At 46.9% G+C, this 19835-nt stretch carries 17 protein-coding genes; 10 read left to right on the forward strand and 7 right to left on the reverse strand.

Annotated features, from left to right (window positions below):
- The first annotated feature begins 93 nt into the window (after nt 1-93).
- The 5 genes from tyrP (at nt 94) to A372_RS0124015 (ending at nt 6749) form a co-directional block, all read left to right on the forward strand.
- Nucleotides 94-1503, forward strand: a complete 1410-nt coding sequence (gene tyrP / locus A372_RS0123995; RefSeq protein WP_019423457.1) for a tyrosine-tyramine antiporter — start codon at nt 94-96, stop codon at nt 1501-1503.
- Between the two features lie 76 nt (nt 1504-1579).
- Nucleotides 1580-3448, forward strand: a complete 1869-nt coding sequence (gene tdc, locus A372_RS0124000) for a tyrosine decarboxylase (protein ID WP_019423458.1) — start codon at nt 1580-1582, stop codon at nt 3446-3448.
- Nucleotides 3449-3533: 85 nt separating this feature from the next.
- Nucleotides 3534-4358, forward strand: a complete 825-nt coding sequence (gene thiD, locus A372_RS0124005; RefSeq protein ID WP_019423459.1) for a bifunctional hydroxymethylpyrimidine kinase/phosphomethylpyrimidine kinase — start codon at nt 3534-3536, stop codon at nt 4356-4358.
- A gap of 92 nt (nt 4359-4450) precedes the next feature.
- Nucleotides 4451-5827, forward strand: a complete 1377-nt coding sequence (gene nhaC, locus A372_RS0124010; protein ID WP_019423460.1) for a Na+/H+ antiporter NhaC — start codon at nt 4451-4453, stop codon at nt 5825-5827.
- Nucleotides 5828-6440: 613 nt separating this feature from the next.
- Nucleotides 6441-6749, forward strand: coding sequence for a YerC/YecD family TrpR-related protein (locus A372_RS0124015; protein ID WP_019423461.1), 309 nt, complete (start codon nt 6441-6443; stop codon nt 6747-6749).
- Between the two features lie 96 nt (nt 6750-6845).
- On the opposite strand, the gene A372_RS0124020 is transcribed toward A372_RS0124015, so the two are convergent.
- From A372_RS0124020 to A372_RS34685, 6 genes are all read right to left on the reverse strand, one after another.
- On the reverse strand, nt 6846-7637 hold the full coding sequence (locus tag A372_RS0124020) for a MerR family transcriptional regulator (protein WP_019423462.1): 792 nt from the start codon (nt 7635-7637) through the stop codon (nt 6846-6848).
- A 134-nt stretch (nt 7638-7771) separates the two neighbouring features.
- Nucleotides 7772-9397: an ABC1 kinase family protein gene (locus A372_RS0124025; RefSeq protein ID WP_192813633.1), complete on the reverse strand. Its 1626-nt coding sequence runs from the start codon at nt 9395-9397 to the stop codon at nt 7772-7774.
- A 28-nt stretch (nt 9398-9425) separates the two neighbouring features.
- Nucleotides 9426-9755: a phasin family protein gene (locus A372_RS0124030; RefSeq protein WP_019423464.1), complete on the reverse strand. Its 330-nt coding sequence runs from the start codon at nt 9753-9755 to the stop codon at nt 9426-9428.
- 262 nt (nt 9756-10017) lie between these two features.
- Entirely contained in the window at nt 10018-10557 is a 540-nt protein-coding gene (locus A372_RS35620) for a VanZ family protein (protein WP_019423466.1), read from the reverse strand.
- Nucleotides 10558-10807: 250 nt separating this feature from the next.
- On the reverse strand, nt 10808-12253 hold the full coding sequence (gene pepV, locus A372_RS0124045) for a dipeptidase PepV (protein ID WP_019423467.1): 1446 nt from the start codon (nt 12251-12253) through the stop codon (nt 10808-10810).
- Between the two features lie 167 nt (nt 12254-12420).
- Nucleotides 12421-13239, reverse strand: coding sequence for a LysR substrate-binding domain-containing protein (locus A372_RS34685; protein WP_083858928.1), 819 nt, complete (start codon nt 13237-13239; stop codon nt 12421-12423).
- 181 nt (nt 13240-13420) lie between these two features.
- Here A372_RS34685 and A372_RS0124055 point away from each other — a divergent pair, with 181 nt between their 5' ends.
- A complete protein-coding gene (locus tag A372_RS0124055) occupies nt 13421-14608 on the forward strand; it encodes a YbfB/YjiJ family MFS transporter (protein WP_019423469.1) in 1188 nt (395 codons plus the stop codon).
- A 48-nt stretch (nt 14609-14656) separates the two neighbouring features.
- Nucleotides 14657-15019 carry a YybH family protein gene (locus A372_RS0124060; RefSeq protein ID WP_019423470.1) on the forward strand — a complete coding sequence of 121 codons (363 nt, stop codon included), beginning with the start codon at nt 14657-14659 and terminating at the stop codon, nt 15017-15019.
- Nucleotides 15020-15343: 324 nt separating this feature from the next.
- On the opposite strand, the gene A372_RS34690 is transcribed toward A372_RS0124060, so the two are convergent.
- The gene (locus A372_RS34690) at nt 15344-16075 is read right to left on the reverse strand and encodes a collagen-like protein (protein WP_019423471.1); all 732 of its coding nucleotides are present in this window, start codon (nt 16073-16075) and stop codon (nt 15344-15346) included.
- Nucleotides 16076-16598: 523 nt separating this feature from the next.
- Here A372_RS34690 and A372_RS0124070 point away from each other — a divergent pair.
- The 3 genes from A372_RS0124070 to A372_RS0124080 all read left to right on the forward strand — a co-directional run bounded on the left by A372_RS0124070 (nt 16599) and on the right by A372_RS0124080 (nt 19773).
- Entirely contained in the window at nt 16599-17798 is a 1200-nt protein-coding gene (locus A372_RS0124070; protein ID WP_157259675.1) for a hypothetical protein, read from the forward strand.
- 115 nt (nt 17799-17913) lie between these two features.
- Nucleotides 17914-18816, forward strand: a complete 903-nt coding sequence (locus A372_RS34695) for a CsxC family protein (protein WP_019423473.1) — start codon at nt 17914-17916, stop codon at nt 18814-18816.
- Between the two features lie 141 nt (nt 18817-18957).
- Nucleotides 18958-19773 (forward strand): TrmB family transcriptional regulator, encoded by an 816-nt coding sequence (locus tag A372_RS0124080; protein ID WP_019423474.1) that lies wholly within the window; start codon nt 18958-18960, stop codon nt 19771-19773.
- Nucleotides 19774-19835: the final 62 nt, after the last annotated feature.

Consider the following 19835-nt stretch of genomic DNA (forward strand, 5'->3'; position numbering starts at 1 on the left):
CGTTATACATCTTTTTATGTATGTGAATTATTTCTCTAAATTTTTAAGAGAGTTTGAAATAAAGAATTGAATAGCAGAAAGAAGGACAGATTTATGGGCAAATCAAAAAGATTAACACTTTTCGGGTTAATCGGTATTACGATGGCGTTCTTTGGTACTGTACGCAGTGTACCGACGCTCTCCATAACAGGCTGGACCCAAATCTTCTACATGCTTGTTGCAGCGGTGTTATTTGCACTGCCTATCGCATTGATGTCAGCTGAGCTTTCTACCGGATTCCCTGAAGAGGGAGGGCCTCAAGTTTGGGTGAAGAAAGCTTTGGGTGAAAAATGGGGGTTCGTAACCTCTTGGTTATTATGGGTTCAAATGTTTTTCGGTATGGTAATGGTATCTTCCACAGTAGGCGTGTTGTTCGGATATGTCATTAACGTACCAGAACTATCTTCAAACAATTACTTTATTTTTGCGGTTATCCTCATTTCTTACTGGGGGGTAACGTTATTAAATCTTAAATTTGATATGGTTAAAATTTGCGGTAATTTGGGATCGGTTATAGGGGTCTACATTCCATTTGTGATTCTTGTCATTTTAGGTGTAATGTACTTGTTCAAAAACGGAATCCAGCCGAACAGCTATTTGGGGAATTTTGAAGTTAAAGATTTAGTGCCGAACTTTTCAGAATTGGGGAGCTTATCTTATTTGTCGGGGATTATCTTTATCTTCGCAGGTGTTGAAATATCGTCCGTGCATGCGAACAATATCGAGAATCCGAAACGCAACTATCCGATAGCCGTTATTGCTTCCGTTATTTTATTGGTTATTTTTAACCTTGTTGCTGGTTTAACGGTATCCAACGCAGTACCAAGAGGGCAATTAGAACTTGCCAATATTACGCAACCTTATCTTATATTTTGTGAAAATTTAGGCATACCATCAATCGTTGTAAATATGATCTCAGCCATGATTTTAATTGGGGTATTAGTTCAATTAAGCGCATGGGTATTGGGACCAAGTAAATCCATGATTAAAGTTGCGGATGAAGGGAACTTGCCTAAGTTCTTCCAAAAAAGAACGAAAAGGGATATTCCAATCACCTTTGTTATGATACAAGCGATTGTTATTTCATTAGTAGCTGTCTTGTACGTGGTCGTACCGGATGTCAACAGCGCGTTTCTGATTATCACGATAACAACGACCATTCTGTATTGCGTTGTATATGCATTAATTGCTATCTCAGCTATTCGCTTACGATACAAAATGCCTGAGGTTGAAAGACCTTTTAGATTAGGCAGCAAGGGTAACGGATTAATGTGGTTTGTCTCCATCCTATCCATGTTAAGTGTTGCTATCACGATTACAGTCAGTATCATTCCACCATCGATTCTGAAGCCTAGCCAATACACAGGATACATTATCTATCAAGTGGGAGCTACTATCGTTATGGTTGGTATCGCTCTGATTATTTACAAATGTAAAAAACCGGAGTGGAAAAAAAGTGAGTAATCACTAGCGAGCTACTGAATATCAAGTTTCATATATTCCGTTAACATACTAATTGAACATATTGGAGGAACAAACAATGAATTACCAAATGCCAGATATCAATTTAAAAGCACTATTCCTAGGTGACAAAGGTGAAAATGTTGACTTATTCAAAGAATTGTTACTTAAAGTCGTGGATGAGCATGTGGGCTGGCGTCAAAACTATCAACCTCAAGATTTACCGGTTATTACGCCGCATGATAGAAGTTCGAAGAGCTTCCAAGAAACTGCTGACCATGTACGTAGTGTATTTAATGAGTTATCTTCCAAGCTTCGGACAGAATCGTTGCCTTGGCACACAGCAGGCCGTTTCTGGGGACATATGAATTCTGAAACGTTGATGCCTTCTATTATTGCTTATACAGCTGCTATGTTATGGAACGGCAATAACGTAGCTTATGAATCTTCACCGGGCACTTCTCAAATGGAAGAAGAAGTCGGACATGAATTCGCTACACTTATGAGCTACCAAAAAGACAAAGGCTGGGGACATATTTGTGCCGACGGTTCAATCGCGAACTTAGAAGGTCTATGGTACGCAAGAAACATGAAGTCACTTCCGCTTGCTATTAAAGAAGTAGCGCCTGAATATGTGGAAGGGAAATCAGAGTGGGAATTATTAAATATGTCTACAGAGGAAATTCTCGACATCATGGATCAAATTCCTGACAAACTTGATGAAGTGAAAGCTCGCTCTGCTCGTAGTGGTAAAAACCTCAATAAATTAGGCAAATGGCTGATTCCACAAACGAAACATTATTCTTGGTTGAAAGCTGCTGACATTATCGGAACTGGGTTGGATTGTGTAGAAGCTATCGATGTTGATAATCAATACCGCATGGACATTGACAAATTAGAAGCTAAAATTCGTGAATTAGCTGCACAAGAAATTCCGGTTCTCGGTGTAGTTGGTGTAATTGGCACAACTGAAGAAGGTCAAGTGGATCGGATCGACAAAATGGTAGAGCTTCGCGAGAAATTGGCGAAAGAAGGAATTTATTTCTACATTCATGTGGATGCTGCTTATGGCGGGTATGCTCGTGCTATCTTCTTGGACGAAAACAATGAATTTATCGATTACGACAAAATTGATGAAGTTTATGAAAAATACAACATTTTCACAGAGAAAAATGAATGGCTCACCAAAGATATTTACAGTTCCTTCAAAGCCATGAATCAAGCTGAAACCATTACAATTGATCCGCACAAAATGGGATATATTCCTTATTCCGCTGGTGCAATTGTTATTAAAGATAGCAGAATGCGTGACGCCATCTCCTACTTCGCAACCTATGTATTCGAAAAAGGTGCGGACATTCCTGCATTGCTGGGCGCTTATATTCTTGAAGGATCAAAAGCAGGCGCAACTGCAGCAGCAGTCTGGACAGCTCATAAAGTATTGCCATTAAACGTAACTGGTTATGGGAAATTAATCGGTGCAAGTATCGAGGGATCTTATCGGTTCTACGATTTCTTGAAAAATAAAGAATTTAAAGTTGGCGATAAAACAATCAACGTTTATCCGCTAACAAAACCTGACTTCAACATGGTGGACTATGTATTCAACGAAGCAGGCAATACGGACTTGGAAAAAATGAATAAATTGAACCATGATTTCTTCGACTATGCTTCTTACGTTAAAGGTGGATTATACAACAACGAATTCATTACTTCCCATACAGATTTTGCTATTCCTGACTACGGCAATAGCCCGCTTCCATTTGTTGAAAGTCTTGGATTCAGCGAGAAAGAGTGGGATCGCGAGGGCAAAGTTACCGTACTGCGTGCTTGTGGATTATCTCCATATGCTCATGATAAAGCGGTCTTCGATGAATATGCTGCCAAGATTGAAAAAGCTATGCAAGACAAACTTGAATCGATTTACAACAACGAAATGAATTCGTAATAATGAAACATGAATGCGTAACGATAGGAATGTTGTTACGCATTCACCCTTTATACAATCTCTTACAAGACAGGGAGTGCTTGAAATGACTATCAAAAAAGTCTTAACCGTTGCCGGTTCTGATTCAAGCGGGGGAGCAGGACTGCAGGCGGATCTCAAAACGTTCGAAGAATATGGAACTTTTGGTTTGACTGCCATCACGGCTATCGTCACCATGGATGCTGACAATCATTGGCATCATCATGTACATCCAATGGACTCAGAGCTTGTGCATGAGCAATTGACAACGATATTCTCCGGCGGTTCATTGGATGCCATGAAAACGGGAATGCTCGGATCGGTCGACACCATTAAGCTCGTGAGCAACGTCATTGACAAATACGATGTGAAAAGTGTAGTAATTGATCCGGTGATGGTATGCAAAGGGGAAAATGAACTGGTACAGCCAGAAAATGGACAGGCTATACGCGAGTATCTTTTGCCAAGAGCAACGATTGTAACGCCTAATTTATTCGAAGCAGGTCAATTATCCGGCATGGCCAAGGTAAGCACGGTAGCTGACATGAAGGAAGCCGCGCAAAAAATTATAGAGCTTGGCACGAAACATGTCGTAATTAAAGGGGGGAAATCGCTAGAGGATAATAAAGCGATTGACTTGCTGTATGATGGCTCGGAATTTACATTGTATGACTCAGAGAAGATTCATACGAATCACAATCACGGCGCAGGATGCACCTTTGCCGCGGCTATAACAGCAGGACTTGCCAAGGGGCTATCTGTGAAAGAGGCAGTAGCGAAAGCAAAAGCATTCACTGCCGAAGGCATCAGGTCTGGCTTTGCTTTTAATCGTTTCGTTGGACCCGTATGGCACGGAGCATACAATAAGGCGGATCAGCGCTTGCATCAATAAGCTCAAATTATTGTTTATGTCCTATCTATATCCCAATTTTTGATGACTGCATGATTAAATAGATGGTCATTAAATGATAAGGAGTCTATCATATGAAAAAAGATGTTACGCTAAAAGAAAGTATGTTTCTTTTAGTTGTTCTATTGGCGATCATAGGAACTTGTATTATAGGCTTAGGCTTATCTCCTCAAGTTCCTATTTTGATTTCGTTAGGTGCTGTTATCTTATTCGCGAAGATGAAAGGCGTTTCTTGGGATGTCATCCACAAGGGCATTCAACACGGCATTATGCCGGGCTTGATTCCCATCCTTATATTTATGCTTATTGGCGCTTTGATAAGCGTCTGGATTGCTGCAGGAACAATTCCTACGATTATGGTTTATGGATTCGGAATTTTATCGGCAAAATTCTTTTTACCTTCCGTCTTTGTTATTTGTGCGCTTGTGGGGGTAACCGTAGGAAGCTCATTCACAACGATTTCGACAGTTGGTATCGCCTTCTTTGGGATGGGGCAAATCATGGGATACCATTCGGCACTAACCACAGGAGCCATCATTTCAGGAGCCTTCTTAGGTAATAATATATCCCCTTTATCTGATACAACTAACTTAGCATCTGCTATAGCAGAGGTGGACTTATTCGATCATATACGAAACATGATGCGGACAATGATTCCGTCGTTCGTTATTTCACTCATCTTCTTCGCGATAGTGGGTCACTCAAAAGTCTTGTCAACAGGGGCTCAAATTGATGAATTAGTTAATACATTGTATTCCTCTTTCCCCATATCGGTTGTTACATTAATTCCAGTATTGGTATTATTCATTTGTGCTTGGAGAAAGATACCTGCCATTCCGACTTTGCTATTGAGCATTGCTTTTACGATCTGTATCAGCTATATCTATCATCCACACACTAGCTTTGTTGAAATTTCCAATCTGATGCAAGATGGATTTGTTTCGCATACAGGAGTGGAGAGTGTAGATGTCCTGCTTACTCGCGGTGGAATTCAAAGTATGATGTGGTCTGTTTCTCTTATCCTGCTTGCGTTATCTCTGGGAGGACTGTTAGTAGAGCTCAAGATCATCAAAACCTTAATATCAAGTATTTCGGCATTCGTAAGTACAAAAGGAAAATTAATTTTAATGACTGCGTTGTGTGCCATGGGAATTAACATTCTTCTCGGTGAACAATATTTATCCATTATTTTGCCGGGTGAAGCTTTCAAATTTCAATTCGAAGAAATCAATCTGCATCCAAAGCAGCTTTCGGCAATATTGGCCAATGCCGGTGCAGCCTTCAATGCGCTTATTCCCTGGGGAGTTAGTGGCGTATTCATTACGGGTACCTTAGGTGTTTCTACATTGGAATATTTTCCATTCGCAATATTTTGTATTGTCGCTCCCGTGTTAAATATTTTGTGGGGTTTTATTAGAAGAACAGAAAAAAAATCATCTAGAGCAGCTTGATCGTATCCCCTTGTCTCATCTTACATTGGACTATGTACAGTGACATGCCGTTTAGCCGCCAAACCGTACATTTTACTGTATATATTCCAATGTAGCTTACTTCAACCGCCAAGTAAAAAAAAATTAGTTCCACTTATATATCCGGCTTTTTTCTGTGAAAGTCTAAACCGATGCAAGATAGAGCAACAGCAGCAACGATTCCGTTGTGAAAGAAACTTGTAATAAATGGATTTTTGGACGGAACGGGCTTCATTGGCTGAAGCGTCCACGAACTAGTAAATCCATTTTTTTGTTAACGATTACAGCGGGAAATGATTTGATAATATATCCAAACTCATGGTTTTTGTAATATATGGATGAATTACGCTCGGAAAAATAATGATATAATAGTTTTGCCTAATTTTAATATTGATAGTTAAATAATGTTGTATATATCGGTGAAATTAATCACATAGTTTGCTGATTGTGTACTGGTTGCTCTAATAAATGGCTTTCTAAGGAGATAATATCTTTAGGTGACAGAATAAATGCTGTTGTTAACGGCCTTCAGATCATATATCTCAAGATGAAGTGAGAATGGTATGATGCAGCAATCACTCTAGGAGGTAGACACATGCTAATAGATGAACTGCAAGGACAAGCTTTAGATGAATTTTTTCAAGGGATTTTGACACTAGAAACAGTCGAAGAGTGTTATTCTTTTTTTGATGACTTATGTACTGTAAATGAAATCAAGACCATGTTTCAAAGATTTCAAGTAGCCAAAATGTTATATAATCATAATACTTACAGTGAGATTGAAGAGGTGGCCTGCGCAAGCACAGCAACGATCTCTCGTGTGAAGCGATCCCTGCATCACGGAAATGATATGTACGATGTCGTGTTTAAACGCATGAAGGCTAAAAAAAATCCAGAGAAGTGATTTGGGCCACTTCACATTTTAGTTAACTAGGGGAATCTAGTGAGCGGACTCGCACACGAGCTTTAGAATCGATTCTAAGGCTCGTGTGCTCTAGGTTTATAGATTTGATTTATCGGCACAATTTGACTTCTCTTCGTTATCACAATAAATGTGCATCGCTTCCCGCATGAATTGGGCTAAGCCCGACTGATATTGATCGATGCTCTTCGTGAAGCGGTCGTCAGCGATATACAAATCGCCGAGACCGCGGAAGATGTCGAGCGTGCAATCGTAGAAGTTATTCGTAATATGCCGTCTCCATTCGCCGACTGCCGCCTGGACCTGCGGATCCGCGGGCCCTTGTTCCATCGCAGCGATGAGCTTGTTATAAATGGCTGCTTGGCTTGCCATAATTGCAGCCCAATCGTCATTCGCATATTTGGACGTCCGTTCCATCGTGCAATCGACGACATCCCGACCATATTTCTCGCGCGCTTCCTCGGCATATTTCCTCTGGTGCGCCTCGATTTCCGCCATATCGAAGCCTTCGAACATCTCTTTCTTTTTCATAACTATGCCTCCTTCTAGGGATGTAATCGTACGGTCAACCGTGCGAATAATGTCTTCGATCCGCTCCTTCTTCTTGAGCAGCAATTCCCGGTGCACCTGCAGGGCATGCTTCCGATCAAAATTCGGCTGGCCCAAAATTTGTTTAATATCTTCCAACGAGAAGCCGATTTCTTTGAAGAACAAAACTTGCTGCAGCGTCGCTAAATTGTCGTCCGAATACAGCCTGTATCCTGCCGGGGTGACGGTGTCCGGCTTCAGAAGCCCAATCTCATCATAGTGGTGGAGCGAGCGCACGCTAATTCCGACTAAATTGGCCACTTCCTTCACTCTGTAAGCCATCCGCTCACCTCCTTGTCTTTATCGTAATCCATCACGTAACGTGAGAGTCAACAGCAAAATAAAAAAAGGGCGTCTTCGTTAGTGGAAGCCACCCTCAATCCGATTGTAATGGATCTTTTCCATACTAGCACCGCTTAAAATCTGCCGGATTTGAAGATCGCGTACAGCAGCCATAGAAACATAAAGGCAGCGACGATGAACCCGATCTCGATCGCTGGAACATCCCACAGCAACGTCGGCTTTCTGCTGAGCGAGGAACCGACAATAAGCCCGACCATAATGATGCTGAAGGCGAGCAGCACGATGCTGAAGGAGAGCCGGTTGCTGATCTGATCGAACTTGTGCAGCGTATATTCCAGATCCGGCAATTCGACCTCGACCTTAACTTTGCCGCTGCTCAGGATGCGGGCAAGCTGATTGGCCTGCTTCGGCAGATCGGTCAGCGCCTGCAGAAAATCGGAAGCTCCGCCGAGCAGCTTTTTCCGGACACGACGGGGACTGTATTTTTCCAACAGCAATTTGCGCCCGAATGGCTCCGCCATATCCAAAATGCTTAGAGTCGGATCCAACTCCTCTACGACGCCTTCCATTGTAATGAGCGCCTTCGCCAGCATAATAAGATCGGGAGGGAGCGTAATCCGGTGCCGCTGGGCGACAGCAAACAGATCGTGCAGCGACTGCCCCAGACTGATGTCGGTAAAAGGAATGTCGTAATACTGCGCGCGCAGCCGATCCAGATCCCGCTTTAGCCGCGTCATATCGGTACGGTCGGGGACGACGCCGAGCCCTGCAATCGCCCGGATGATCCCATCCGTCCGCTGTCGCATCAATGAGATGATGAGATCTGATAGATGCTCCTTCATATCACTGCTCAAGCGGCCGACCATGCCGAAGTCGAGGAAAGCCAGTCTGCCGTCATCCAATACAAGCAAATTGCCGGGATGCGGATCGGCATGGAACAAGCCCTCGATGAACATTTGGTGGAGCATCGCATGAACGAACCGTTCGGCTATCGCCTTCAAATCATGCCCATGTGCAACGATGTCCTCGTGCCGGTTTAATTTCACGCCTTGCACATATTCCATCGTTAACACGTGGGAGGAGGTGTGCTGCCAATAAATCCGGGGGATATGTATGTCAGCCGAATGCAGGAACTGCCGCGCGATCTTCTCAGTATTGCGGCCTTCGTGACTGTAGTCGAGCTCCGCTTTCATCGATTTTGAGAACTCCTCAATCATTTGCGGAATCTGATACTCTGCCACCCATGTCCAGCGTTTTTCGGCGATGGCGATCAAGCCTTTAACAATCTCCATATCGCGTTCGATGACAGGATGGATGCCCGGCCGCTGAACTTTGATCGCTACCGCTTCCCCGCTGTGGAGCTTGGCCAGATGAACCTGACCGATTGAAGCCGCCGCTACGGGTACATCTTCGAAGGAGCTGAAGATGTCTCCAATGGACATACTGAGCTCCGCTTCAATAATGCGGCGTGCCTCGTGTGCCGGGAAAGGGGGCACCTGATCCTGCAGCTTGATCAGTTCCCGGATAACGGAGTCTGGGAACAAGTCGGAGCGAGTGCTGAGCAGCTGGCCCAGCTTGATGAAGGCCGGACCGAGCTCTTCCAATACCAACCGAATCCGCTCTCCCACCGTCTTCGTCTCCGGTGCTTTACGCGTAATCATACGGCGGGGGAGCGACAGCACGTGGAACAGCCCGATCTCCTCGACCATATAGCCAAAGCCATGACGCATGAGCGCCATGGCGATTTCCCGGTAGCGGCGGGTATGTCTAATCCACACGTTCCTGCTCCGGCTCTGCTTCCGATCGAGCGAGACGCGCCTCCAATGCGGCGATGCGCGCTTCCAATGCGGCCAGTTCGGACTTCACCGGAACGTCCATTTCTTGTAGCTTGCGTTTGACTTGCTCTTGAATCATCGTTTTGAATTCAGCTTGTTCTTTCTCGCCTTTTTCGATGAGCCGGTTGATCCATTCTTTGGATTCCGCAGGCGCGAGCTCTCCCCGCTTCACCAGTTCATCCACGAGGTTCTCCACCTTTTCTTTGCTGGCCATTGTCAGGCCCCATCCGAGCGAGACGGCTTTTTTCAACAAGTCACTCATGCGTTATCCCTCCTAGTCTCATCCTGCATTGGATTCTATGCAACGAACCGAGCGCGTATTTCTCTTTACGGCAGGCTTCATTGGAATGAATGCTTTGGCGCTCATTTCCGCAGCAAGCGCTGCAACACAGCCAGGTCCGCTGGATACATTACAGTCAACTTATATTTGTAGTATACCCGTGGATCTTTCCAATATTTCGGTTTTTTGAGATTGTTGAGTTGAACACATGCTAACGGAAGAAAAATTTTTTCTCGGCTCAAGTTCATTTTTTATTGCTAAGGTGGTTGCGGATGCTCCTATTCCCTAAATAGAAACAGCAGTATCCCATAATCGCGCCTACCGTATTGAAAAACAGGTCATCTACTGTAGCCGTGCGTGTCGTTGTAAACAGAACTTGTGCCAGTTCGATGATCAGGGAGAAGCTCAATCCCAACAGTCCGGTTATGTATATTTTCCGCGCGAATGGGTATAACATCGGAATTAGCAAACCGAATGGGACTGTCATCGCTATGTTGGCCACCGAGTAGTACAGTTGCAGTTTGATGTCCGTCATCCGTCTAAGCTCTGCAAACAAATAAAAGTCAACCGAGAACTGTCTCGGGTACAGTCCCGGGATAGGAATGATGAAATGAAATGGCTTGAGTGTAAAGTAAGAAACACCCAGCAGGTAAATAAACAATACGTACAACAACCATTCGCGATACCTTGTACTGGACTGTCTGCTGCGGGCTCTATATCGGCAAAGGAGCCAAATCGCAACAGCGATAATTGCCATCAGGATAAAATTCAGCTTAAAAACCACGATTGCCCCCACCTTCTGTTATTTATATACAAATCACTAATTTCATAAGTAATATCATAAAGTTCTTAAATAACGAGATCCCGATTCTTCTCTCGCTTCCACAAGAGAATTATAAAAAGGATGCTTCGTAATGATTGAGGTATGTTTTGCCTGAACATATGTTCCACTCAGTAAAGACGGCGAGGCTGCCCCTCGTCATACGCTGACGCAAGGAGCAGCCTCGCAAGCTTGTCTTATGTTACAGAATGCATTATGAATCTAAGTTGGCCAATTCGTAGATCGCTCTGGCATAGATGGCGGTCGCTTTCAACAAATCGTCGATCTCAATGTGCTCATCCACTTGATGCGCCGTCTCTTCTCTGCCTGGGAAGAGGGCGCCGAATGCAACACCATTATCCATGAAGGCCGCGTACGTGCCGCCGCCAGTCGTGAGCAGGGTCGGTTCCAGCTTCGTCTCTTCTGCGTATATATTTTGCAAAATCTTGATCATGGGATGGTTCTGATCCACATGATGGGGCTGCTTCAAATCGAGTTCGTCATCGATCACGATATCGTAGGGCGCCATTTTCGCTTGCAGCGTTGCGAGGATGTCATCACATTGCTGCGTAACCGGGAAGCGGATGTTCAAGTGGAAGAACGAGTCTGCCTGCTCCGAGAATTCGAAAATGCCTGCATTCACAGTGAGCGGACCGGTAATGTCATCCTCGTATTGGATGCCAAGCGCCGTACCCAGATGGTCGTCGACCAGATGCTTGCCGATGAAGCTTATGTACCGATCGGCATCTGGCTGGAAGCGGTATTCCCGCAGGAAACGGATGAGCTTCAATGCGGCATTGACGCCTACATGTGGTTCCATACCGTGCGCAGACTTGCCTTTCATCCCGAGCTCTAGCTGGCCTGCCTTAACCTCGGCGGTGCCGTTCAACTGCTGTTCGGCGCAATAGGCCTGGAACTGTTCCGCCATGTCCGCAATTGCAGACGCTTCCCCGGTTATGGTCGCTGTTGCCGACTCTGGAACCATGTTCGCAATGCCGCCGCCATGGAAGGCCTTCAGTTCGAATCGAGCCCCATCCACTGGTGCTGCTTCTTTAGAAGAACCACCATTCCGTTTAAGGAAAAATTTGTTGTTAATTTGCCCCTTCTCCGCATGGGTAATCGGGAAGTCGGCATCTGGCGCGAAGCCAGCCATCGGCATCTTCTCGCGCTTCGTATACGTCTTCATGCATTCCATGCCGCTCTCTTCGTCGGTGCCGAATATAATCCGCACGTTATGCTTTAACGGCAGTCCAAGCTCTTTTACGATTTTCAGACCATAAAAGGCTGCGAGCGTAGGGCCCTTGTCATCGATCGCACCGCGTGCGTACAGCTTGCCGTTACGGACATCTGGCTGGAAAGGCGGCGTAGTCCATTGGCCAGTTGCCGGAACGACGTCCAAATGGCACAGCACGCCGATATACTCGTCGCTGTCGGAATCCCCGTATTCAGCATACCCGATGTAGCCGTCCAGATTGTTGACGCGGAACTGCTCGCGGCGGGACAGTTCGAGCATATAATCGAGCGCCCGGGCGATCTCCTGGCCCATCGGCTGTCCTGGTCCGCTGGTGCTGTTGTCCTTAACGCTTTCAAAGCGGAGCAGCCCTTTCAAATCATTCAACAGCTCGTCTTGTCTTGCAGTAACTTCAGCCATCCAATTCATTATTGTGCACTCCTTATTCCGTTGTCGTGAAGAATTGTTCGTGTTCATAGCCCGAGCAATCCAATCCATTTAAGTATAGCATGGCACAAAACGTTTGCAGTCAAGCGAACGCAAAATATTGCTATAGCGCGGACGTTCAGCTTTGATGGCCAACGGCAAAGGCTGGCTCATGGCTGCTCATCTTGGCACATCGTGACGAACATGTTGAATGCAGCGGTCTTTACGATGTCTTTATGATAGATGAATCGGGTCGAGACGCTCCCGGCTGTTCCGGGCAGCGGGTACCGGGCCAGGTCATGGTTCCGATCAAGCTGATCGACTACGGATTCGGTCAGCATGGACATGCCCAACCCGGCTTTGACACAGCCGATAATTCCTTCGAGCGTGTTCAACTCCATCGTTCTTTTCGGAACGATGCCCCCGGCACGCAGCCAATCCTCCATCGTTGTGCGGTAGAAGCAGCCGGACTTGAATACGATCATGTTATATTGCTCCAAATCGTCCTTGACGAGGCGGGATGTCAGGTTCCTTTGCACGACGAACACCAATTTCTCTTCAAAAACGGGAAATTCACATAAGTAGGGGTGATTCGCTTCCCCGGCAATAAATGCGCCCTCGATCTCGCGGTTCAATACCATCTTGACAAGCTCACTCGTACTGTCCGTATGCAGGAGCAGCTCCACCTCGGGATATCTTTTGCCGTAAGCGGCGAGCAGCGGAGGCAGTCGCACAGCAGCCGCCGTTTCCATCGCACCGATAGCTAGCGGTCCGGTCGGGGATTTCGAGTGGATAATTGCTTTTTTGGATTCTTCGATGAGCTGAAGAATTTGTTCCGTATAGGCCATAAGCGCTTTTCCAGTTGATGTCAGCGTGACACCGTGCCGGTGGCGGTAAAAGAGCTGCGTCTCGTACTCGTGCTCGAGCCGCTTGATTCTGGCGGTAATATTCGATTGCACGAAGTTGAGTGTTTCCGCCGCTTTGGAAATGCTTTGTTCCTAGGCGACGACGTGAAACGTATATAAATCCTCAATGTTCATCGCGTTCTCCTCACAACTGTGGTATCAAAAATATTGATATGAAATATGAAAATATATCATTTTACTAACTATTTTACCATCCTTATGATGAGGAGATAGGAGAAATTTTAGATGAAGGTGATGTTTAACGATGGGGAATCGGCTTGACAGAAATTATCCAGCCTATCTTCTTGCAGGGGGTATGCTTTCTCTTGTTATTGTGATGGGCATCGGCAGATTCGCCTATACTCCGATCCTGCCTCTGATGACACATAGCGCGGGACTGTCCGAGGCGGCGGCTGGTTATCTGTCATCGTATAATTATATTGGCTATCTGTTCGGATCCTTAGCTGCGGGCATGCTGCCGTGGCGCAGAGGCAAGGTGTTTTACTTAAAGCTGAATTTACTTGTCAACGTGCTGACGACGGCGCTGATGGGCGCAGTGAGCGGGTTCGCGTTATGGTCTGTCCTGCGCTTCGTGTCAGGCTTCAGCAGTGGGCTTGTGTTCGTATTCGCTACGGGCATCGTATTGGATGGGTTGGCCCTGCGCGGGCGCTCGTCCTGGTCTGGTTGGCTCTACAGCGGCGTCGGGCTGGGCATTGTTTTGAGCGGATGGCTCGTACCGGCGTTGAACGATTTCGGAGGATGGAAATGGGCGTGGGGCGGGCTGGGCAGCGTATCGATACTACTGGGGGCATTCCCGTTGCTGTTTCTTAAGGAACCACAGACTGCGTCCAGCAAAAATGCGCCGATCGAGCGGGATCATCAGGACAGCACAGGCAACCGGGGCATGCTGATGCGGCTTATTGTCGCATACGGCTGCGAAGGCATGGGCTATATTGTTAGCGCCACATTTTTAGTTGCCATCGTGGAGCAAATGCCGGAGGTTCGCGAATTTTCCGCTTTGAGCTGGGTATTCGTCGGTGTGGCGGCGGCTCCCTCCTGTTGGATATGGAGCTGGATAGAGAAAAAGAAAGGCAGCATGTCGGCACTGTACGCGGCCTTTTGCACTCAAATTTTCGGAGTCATTCTTCCTGTCCTTTTTCCGAATGCAATTGGTGTGTTGACAGGCGCGTTTTTATTCGGAGCGACGTTCATGGGGATTACGATGCTGACCATGTCGTTGGCCCGGGGCATGTTTCCGCAGGAGAGCAGCACCATTATCGGCTATGCAACGGCAGTATACGGGGCCGGACAGATCATCGGGCCGATCGTGACTGGTGTATTGATGGTGAACACGGGCAGCTACGATGGTGCGCTTGTGTTCGCGTCGCTCACGCTCCTGTGCGGATTGATCGTGCTGGTGACGGGGCATGAAAGAGTGCGTGCGGCGGGCTGATTTTGCTATAATATTTGGAAACGGATGATACACTAGGAGGAATTCATTTTGGATTATAGAGATGCACTTGCCCAGTACATCAATGCGACGAACACGCATGATTTTTCCAATATCCAACAACTGCTCGATCCCGCTGCCGTGTATTGGTTTACAGACAAGACCTGCACGTCGCTGGAAGAGATAAAAAACTATTTCGAACAGGCATGGCAGACGATCCAGGAGGAAGTCTACAGCGCAGTGGACGTAACATGGATCGCAGCTGAAGAAGACGTTGCCGTATGCACATATACGTATAAATGGGAAGGGTACTACAAAGGCGAGCACAGAGAAGGCTGCGGCCGCGCCACGAATGTATTCAAGCGGGCAGACGGTGAGTGGAAGCTCGTGCACGAGCATTTGAGCCCGCTATAGCCGATAGGGCGGGGCGACTTCCCCCGCCCTGGTCCGATTCTTAAACGAAACCTAACCTAATATTAAACTGGGAGGCCCCTAATCTTAACGTTCACCTGATACGATGGTATCGATAGCATACAACAAGACAAGCCGGGAAGGTGAACAGAAGTGAAGCGATCCAGTATGACGGCTTGCTGTTCATCGACACGATTCATCCATCACAGCGGCTGCCTTGATGAATGGAAAAAAACCGGGAGGAGCGGGATGAATTCCCGTTATTCTCTCGGTTTATTTAATTGAATTGACTCGCTCACACGATGCGCATCAAGCGTCTAAGCGACTTTAGCATGATAAGAGGGAAGTGATTTTGCAGAGAGATACCGCTGCGAAATCGACTGCTTTCGTAACATCCAAGATGACGATCCCCTCGCCAGTTCTGGATACGATGGCGTTCTGAATATTGGCGAACAATCCGAAGCCGACGGTGGTCATATCGACTGCCCTGTCGATGTTGGCGTCAAGGAATTCACGCAGCGGAGCTTCAATGCAGTCGCTTGGAGGTGACGGCGGCTCCAACAGCGCAACGTCTGCAACTTGAGGAGACGCGACGCCAACCACTTCACTGATCGGAATGACGAACATTCTCGTATCTCTTTGCACGGTCACTAAAGAATTGCTTACACTGACAATGGTTGAGTTAATAAAATTGCCGGGCGGGTTGCTTGTCGTTCCCAATGTAACCTGGACGCCTTCCAGTTGAGATAGGACGTACTGCATCGGCGGGATACAGCAATCTGAAGACGATCCCGGCAGTCCTTGTTGCCCTTGAGGTCCCTGTTCTCCCTGCTGTCCTGAAGGTCCTTGCGGCCCCATATCGCCTTGAGGTCCTTGTTCTCCCTGCTGTCCTGAAGGTCCTGCCGGCCCTTGCAGCCCCGTAATCCCCTGCACGCCTGAAATACCTTGTGGTCCTATCGTTCCCATCGGTCCTTGCGGTCCCTGTTCACACTGCCATCCAAGAGGTCCTGCGGGTCCTGGAGGTCCTGCCGGCCCTGCCGGCCCCGGAATACCTTGCACGCCTGGAATCCCTTGCGGTCCTATCGGTCCTTTTCGTCCTGCGGGTCCCCTGGCACCTTGCGGCCCTGGAGGCCCGGAAGCACAGTGACACACGCGGGGCTTGGTGCGGCGAATCAACTTGGTTTTTTTGCAAGAACATCGGTCTTTTCCTGTTTTTTTTCGCAAGCATTTGCTCCGTTTTCTTCTCCACCGGCAGACGATAATCGTTTTCTTATGGCAGCGTCTTCTTCTTATTTTAGTAATGCGGCCCAAGTCAGAGACACCTCCCCATAATTTACTATATACTACGGCGTCTGCACAAAAACAGGTTGGACGGATGACCAAGCCGAGATAGACAGGTGACTATTATATCAATAAATAGGCAGCAGGCTATCGAGAGCCCTCGGGAAATTACCCTAGTAACGGCTCAATGAAAAAAGGGGCGGCTGCCTTAACACTCGTCTACAGGCGATGACATACTTTAGTATTGTAGCTTAGTATATGTAAAAGGGTTGGAAGGAACATTGGCGAGGTGCCGCTAATCATGAAGAGAATCATCGTAAGTAATAGACGTGTTCGTAAACTGCTTGGCCCCTGGATTAATCAGAATCTGGCCGTTCTTCAATGTTATAAGCTGGCCTGCTACCGGTCTGTCACGGTCCAAACAGTGATACGTGCCCGCAAACATAGAGGTTCCCATCGGAGACCACATCACTCTGCGCAACGAATTGTATGGAAGTTGTCACTCCAACAACATAAGCGGTTAGGCCAACGGGCAACGCGCAGGAAGAAGAAGATTTCCTCCAGTGCTGCGATACGTACTCCACAGCATATCCGTCTCAAGGCTGTATCCATTGAGCCGCCGAAGCGTTATACGAAGCGGAAATCTCCAGCGAAGCGGCCTACTCGGCGGCGCAAGAGAATCTACTATGCATATGAGAAGCGTCCCGCGAAGCAAACGACTGCCGCTCCAGAGTTGTTCTTCCACCACATTGATCCGCCCGCAGGAACGGAATCGATCGAGAAGGTAATGCCGACGGTTGAGGAACCGATTGCGCAAGCGCCTTCGACAGCAATGGAAGCACAGCCGGTGCCCGAGCAGAACATCTCGATTGACGAGCCAATTCCTATACAGTCAGATACAGAGCCGCTGGAAGAAATGGATACTCCACAGCCTAAGCAGTCAACTGGTATGGAAGAGCACGGTCAGGATAGTAAAATGGAGCCGATTGTGACCCAAGCCTGCATTTTATTCCGCAATGAAGATCAGGAGGCCTCCTTCACGGAAGTATCCTTATTGGAAGCTATTTGGGACGTTGGCTGGGACCAACTCGTTCAAGTGCGATGGGAGCATGAATGGACAGACGTGCGCTATGAGACAAAGCTTATGATTCAGGACGTCCGTATCGACGAGGCTGAGTCTGCATTCCTTTGGGTTACAGGCCACATCAGGATAACCGCTATAGGGACAACACATAATAGTCCTGCTTTGCGGCATCAAATGACATATATACCCTTTTCCAGTACGGTGCTTCGTCCTCTATCCGAGACACGGCTTTCAACTCCAGAGCACTGCGATGAACTCCCTCCATATCATGCAAGCATTCGGGCGGAGGCTGGCGATTGGCATGTAAAAGTCGTGTTGGAGCCGGATCAAGCTGACGCCCGAGTGTCTGAAGGGATGATTCACGTATCGGGTCGGGTGTGGTGGTTCCGGAAGCAGCTTATCCCTTGGCGTAAGTAAAAATGGATGAAAAGGGGCAGATTCTCCAAGACAAGCGCCGAAGCAATTCTTCCTCTCCGTAATAGTATAGTATTGCACAACAAGATTGAGCAGCTATCACGAGGAGGATGAAGAGATGTCTTGTCATGATGGGGATTGCCGCGTTGTCGAGTCAACGACACTGGGTGAATGCGAGAACGAGAAACACGATCCACATTGGCCAACAATTAAAGTTCCGTTAGTATTAGCAGAGCGTGAAGTACAAGTAAATGTTGAGGCTCTGATTAGTTTAGATGAACCTGCGTTGGAAATTAAACGAATCAAGAAGAAAGTATTTTTGGAGCAGTGCAAATTGGTTCCAGTCGATTTCCATGGTAAATGGGTAAAGAAAGCAAAATTGTACCTCAGAGGGTTTATCCGCAAAAATATTGAATATGCTACAGCCGACACATCCCCAACGAACTCCGCCGTTTGCGGAAGAATTCTTCATACGACAGCACACGTGCCTTTCCAATGCGTCACAGAAATCAGATTCGGTAAAGTGAAGCCAGAGCTTTCTTCCGAAAAAGTAGAAGAGTTCGAGTTCTTGGGTCAAGACGAAATGTCTCCTCAACTTGAAAAAACATTGTTCAGCCACGAAGTATTCTTTAACGAACAGCCTTTCTGCGAACTGGTCAAAGTCAGATTCCATGAGCTCGATATGGGCGAAGACTTCGACTTCGATGATGATCTGCCTCGCAAAGAGAAGACGTTCCGCAAATTGCGTGAAAAAATCGTTATGCATGTAACTGTAAAAGTACTGCAAAAGCAGCAAGTTCCATTGCCATGGGGACATAAAGACGACGATGATTGCAAAGACCACGACAAAGACCATGACAAAGACCGCTGCAAAGACAAAGACCACGACAAAGACCACGACAAAGACCACGACAAAGACCGCTGCAAAGACAAAGACCACGACAAAGACCGCTGCAAAGACAAAGATCGCGGTAAAGACCACGACAAAGACCGCTGTAAATGCCACAAAAAAGATAATTAGGATCGCTAATCTAGCTCTAGCTGTCGAGAATTTCTCGACAGCTATTTTAATGTTCGTATACATTCATGTGAATGGTTTGACAAATAAAAATATTTGATTATAGTAAGTATTACTATAACTACTAAAGGAAGCGTGCCATTTATGGATGAGATTGTTGCGGAACTGCATAAGCTGGGATTCTCTCAATACGAAGCTAAGGCCTATGTCGGCCTCTTGAAGACCTCTCCAATTACCGGATACGAGATAAGCAAGCGATCTGGCGTGCCAAGGTCAATGATCTATGAAGTGCTTGGCAAGCTGTTGGATAAAGGGGCGATCTATACGGTGCCGTCCGAACCGGTGAAGTATGCGCCGGTGCCTGCTGCGGAATTAATGAATCGTTTGCGCAAGTCGTATGAACAGTCATTCGATTATTTGGAGCATGCGCTATCAGGTATGGAAAGCGAGCGCGAAGTGGATGTCATCTGGCATGTCCGCAGCGATCAGCGCGTGATTGACGAGATGATTGACATGATTGAGAACGCGAAGGAGGAGTTGTGGCTTTCGGTATGGGAACCGCAAGTTCCGCCGATTCAATCGGCCATTCAGCAGCGCGTTCAGGCAGGGGTGAGCGTGTTCTCGATTGTATTCGGTGCCCCGGAGATCGAACTTGGCAATACCTATCATCATAATTACATGACTCCCGATGTTGTGGAACAACGGATGGGAGGACATTTGACGATCGTATCGCGCGACGGGGAGGAAGTTCTCATCGCCAGCTTCTCCGATCACGCTCCGGCTTGGGCGGTCAAGACATGTGATCCTGCCTTGGTACTGGTCGCCACTGAGTACATACGTCACGACATCATGGTCGAAGAGGTGACAAGAGAATACGGTCCGGAACGATTGGATCGGCTCTGGCGCACGAAGCCTGATCTGGTACATGTCGTTACAGGACTTCGGTTCAATGCGGAATAATGCAGATTGAGCCATTTTTTTTGGACAAATCATAGTCGTTAGAGTAATAACATCTAAGAAGA

Source organism: Paenibacillus sp. OSY-SE (genome assembly GCF_000283315.1).
Taxonomy (GTDB): domain Bacteria; phylum Bacillota; class Bacilli; order Paenibacillales; family Paenibacillaceae; genus Paenibacillus_B; species Paenibacillus_B profundus.

Excerpts from the sequence above, each read along its gene's own strand:
- tyrP (WP_019423457.1), top strand. The coding sequence starts at position 94 with ATGGGCAAATCAAAAAGATTAACACTTTTCGGGTTAATCGGTATTACG.
- tdc (WP_019423458.1), top strand. The coding sequence starts at position 1,580 with ATGAATTACCAAATGCCAGATATCAATTTAAAAGCACTATTCCTAGGT.
- thiD (WP_019423459.1), top strand. The coding sequence starts at position 3,534 with ATGACTATCAAAAAAGTCTTAACCGTTGCCGGTTCTGATTCAAGCGGG.
- nhaC (WP_019423460.1), top strand. The coding sequence starts at position 4,451 with ATGAAAAAAGATGTTACGCTAAAAGAAAGTATGTTTCTTTTAGTTGTT.
- A372_RS0124015 (WP_019423461.1), top strand. The coding sequence starts at position 6,441 with ATGCTAATAGATGAACTGCAAGGACAAGCTTTAGATGAATTTTTTCAA.
- A372_RS0124020 (WP_019423462.1), bottom strand. The coding sequence starts at position 7,637 with ATGGCTTACAGAGTGAAGGAAGTGGCCAATTTAGTCGGAATTAGCGTG.
- A372_RS0124025 (WP_192813633.1), bottom strand. The coding sequence starts at position 9,397 with ATGGCGCTCATGCGTCATGGCTTTGGCTATATGGTCGAGGAGATCGGG.
- A372_RS0124030 (WP_019423464.1), bottom strand. The coding sequence starts at position 9,755 with ATGAGTGACTTGTTGAAAAAAGCCGTCTCGCTCGGATGGGGCCTGACA.
- pepV (WP_019423467.1), bottom strand. The coding sequence starts at position 12,253 with ATGAATTGGATGGCTGAAGTTACTGCAAGACAAGACGAGCTGTTGAAT.
- A372_RS0124055 (WP_019423469.1), top strand. The coding sequence starts at position 13,421 with ATGGGGAATCGGCTTGACAGAAATTATCCAGCCTATCTTCTTGCAGGG.
- A372_RS0124070 (WP_157259675.1), top strand. The coding sequence starts at position 16,599 with ATGAAGAGAATCATCGTAAGTAATAGACGTGTTCGTAAACTGCTTGGC.
- A372_RS34695 (WP_019423473.1), top strand. The coding sequence starts at position 17,914 with ATGTCTTGTCATGATGGGGATTGCCGCGTTGTCGAGTCAACGACACTG.
- A372_RS0124080 (WP_019423474.1), top strand. The coding sequence starts at position 18,958 with ATGGATGAGATTGTTGCGGAACTGCATAAGCTGGGATTCTCTCAATAC.